Below are 2982 nucleotides of genomic sequence, written 5' to 3'. Positions count from 1 at the left end.
ACATCTTGTTAATGGGGAAATAGCTAATGATTTAGCAATATCAGATGAAGATAAATTATTTATAGAAAAGCAACAAAGAGTGGTACTTAGAAATTGTGGTTTAATAAATCCAGAAAAAATAGAAGAAGGAAATAGTGAACACGATATAATAATTAATGGTTATCAAATATGTCAACCAAATGTTATATCAAGAAGTAGAAAGACACCTAATCTTGAGGAATTAGACCAAAAAACATTTGTTGAAAATATAGAAAATAATTTAGTTATAAATTTAATATCAAAGGAAGTAGCAACAGGAACTTATTACATAGGTAATTATGCACTTAAAAGTGGACAAGCAGTTAAAAGTATAGAAGTTGGAGTTGATAATAATAAAGCAGAAAGTGATATTGTATTCATAAATACACTTGCTCAAATCGGAGGATATGCAGTAAAACAAGCATATAAAGAAAATAAATTAGAAGATAGCATAAAAGTTAAAGTTGATATGACAGGAGCATTGCCAATAAATCAATATACTTCAACTAGAGCAGAAAATTTTGCAAAGAAGTTTACAGATGAAATACATATACTAAATGTTGAAATACCAAGAAAAAGTGTAAAAGTAGAAATTGAATTTGAATTTGTAAAGATATTACAAGAGGGTATATCAACAACTTTTGCTTTAGAAACACTAGATGATAAAGTTTTTGATGAATATAACAGCAAATATGATGAAAAAGTAGAAGCATATAATATTAAATTAAATAAAGATTATTTTAAAGGTTCTGAAAGAAGAATTTTACATATAGCAATAGGAGAAGGTACAACAGAATATCCATTAACTACAGGAAAGAAATTTGATCCTAATTTCATACATGGCTCAAATAATGGTGTAGGTCATGGAATAGATGATTCATTAGATGAATTTAAAGAAGAAATAGGAGTATCTACATATTCAAGACAAAAATTTAGTGAAATAATAAGAGATACATCTCATAAGTATCATCTATCAGCAAAAGATATACTAGACTTCCATTTAGAAAAACAATCAGCAGAGATATTAAAAAATGCTAAAAGAGAGATAGAAAGGGCCAACAATGAAGTAGATATGATACTTGTGTATGGAGGGGGGTCAATCCTTATGAGAAATACACTTGAAGATAAATTAGAAAATATATGTAATAGGGCCAAGATGAATTTATTATATTTAGACGAAGCATATGCAGTTACTATTGAATGTGAAGGTTTATATGCCTTTACAAATTCTAAGATATTTGAAGTTCTTAAAAAGAAAAGCACAGTAAAAGCTTAAAATAGAATAGGTGAATAAGTAAGTCGATTTAGACCTATTTATTCACCTATTTAATAGAATTTGATTTGAAGGAGATTTTAGCATGGCTGATGATAAGGTTAAAAGGTTAATAGATTTTAGAAAACGTACATATGCTTTATTAAGTATGCAATCAAGTTTAGAAGGTTCAAGTATTGTTGATATTGTTGAAAAAGCAGTAGAATCATATGTAAATCCAACTATAAAAGAGATTGTAAATGCAGAATATGGAGAGTATGAGGAAAGAGCTAAAACTAAAAGAAGTGGTAGACCTAAAGTAAAAAAAGATAAAGTAGTTGAGGAAAAAAAAGAAAGTAAAGATACTACAAGTAACTTAAAAAAAGATGATGAAGTATCAGTTACTAGCATTGAAGATGATTTAACTGATGAAGAAAGAGATATATTAGGTTGTTATAGTTAAGTAGTATATTAATTTTGGAGGTATTTAGTATGAAAGTAGTTTATGAAGAAGATAAAGAAGAAATATTAATAAGTACTAATCAAGAAGATGAAGAAGAGTATAAAGTTAAAAATGATTAAATGATATAGCATATTATGAGAATATATACATGAGTTAGATATAGATTTAAAATATGACTTTCCAATAAATTAAATAAAAAATATAAAAGTCACTCTTATTTTAGGAGTGGCTTTTTATTTTAGAGTTTGGCTAAAGCCACCATGCTTTTCGCTTCAATAATAAGCATCTAAGCACTAATAAAATTAATTTATTTATTTGTTTTCATGCTTCAACCAACTAAATAAATATTTTATTGAACTTAGATGGTCATTATTTACTCTTCAATCATTAACTCAAGGGATAGATCCCTCACTTCGTTTCACCCATAAAAGGAAGAAAATAAAAGCTATAGGTCTACTGATCCAAAACAAGTTTGGAACATTGGACCTATAGCTTTTATTTTTTTTTATTTAAAATCGTTTCTTGCCCCAATAGCATATCACCTATTCGCTTACTTCATCAATGCCACTCCATAAAATTTTTTACTGCTGCAAAGCAAGTTTTCTGCAATAAAAATTTTTACTTCGTTTTATTGACGAAGCACTCATAGTTGAATGCTTTATGGCAACAAGAAACATTCGACTTGGGGGGGCAATGAGTACCCTACAAGTTATTAAAAATTTAAAAGATAAAAGGAGAGTTAAAAAATGAAAAGTATAGAAATTGTAAAAATAAAAATGGTAAAAGATAAAGAAACAGAGAAAAGGTACAAAGTTAAAATAACTAATCCTTGGGATTGTTACAAAGTTTTAAGGGACTTATTGGAATATGAAGATAGAGAGCATTTTTTGGTAATAACACTTAATACTAAAAATGAAATAAATAACATAACAACAGTTTCAACAGGAACATTAAATAGTTCTTTAGTACACCCAAGAGAAGTTTTTAAAACTTCAATTTTGAGTAATGCTAATAAAATAATAATTGCACATAACCACCCTTCTGGAAATATTGAACCTTCAAATGAAGATAAAAATATAACTAATAGACTTATAAAGTGTGGAGAAATTTTAGGAATTGAAATTTTAGACCATATAATAATAGGTGATGATTTGTATTTTAGCTTTAAAGAGAACTTACTTATTTAACTAAAACAAGACTACTTCTTATTAAAAATCTTAACAAGAAGTAGTCTTGTTTTAGTTTATAA

General features: G+C 27.1%; 2 protein-coding genes and 1 pseudogene. All 3 read left to right on the top strand.

The genetic code is table 11. From position 1 onward, the window contains the following. Nucleotides 1-1294 (top strand): annotated as a pseudogene (locus NSA58_RS18095) (hypothetical protein); the annotation flags it as partial. 82 nt (nucleotides 1295-1376) lie between these two features. Continuing rightward, nucleotides 1377-1733 carry a hypothetical protein gene (locus NSA58_RS18090; RefSeq protein ID WP_257560783.1) on the top strand — a complete coding sequence of 119 codons (357 nt, stop codon included), beginning with the start codon at nucleotides 1377-1379 and terminating at the stop codon, nucleotides 1731-1733. A 746-nt stretch (nucleotides 1734-2479) separates the two neighbouring features. After that, nucleotides 2480-2920, top strand: a complete 441-nt coding sequence (locus tag NSA58_RS18085; protein WP_257560782.1) for a JAB domain-containing protein — start codon at nucleotides 2480-2482, stop codon at nucleotides 2918-2920. Nucleotides 2921-2982 lie beyond the last annotated feature (62 nt).

The organism is Terrisporobacter muris, from assembly GCF_024621905.1.
GTDB classification, from domain to species: domain Bacteria; phylum Bacillota; class Clostridia; order Peptostreptococcales; family Peptostreptococcaceae; genus Terrisporobacter; species Terrisporobacter muris.
The sequence above is the reverse complement of the archived record's forward strand: the minus strand, read 5'-3'. Positions and strand labels throughout refer to the sequence as shown.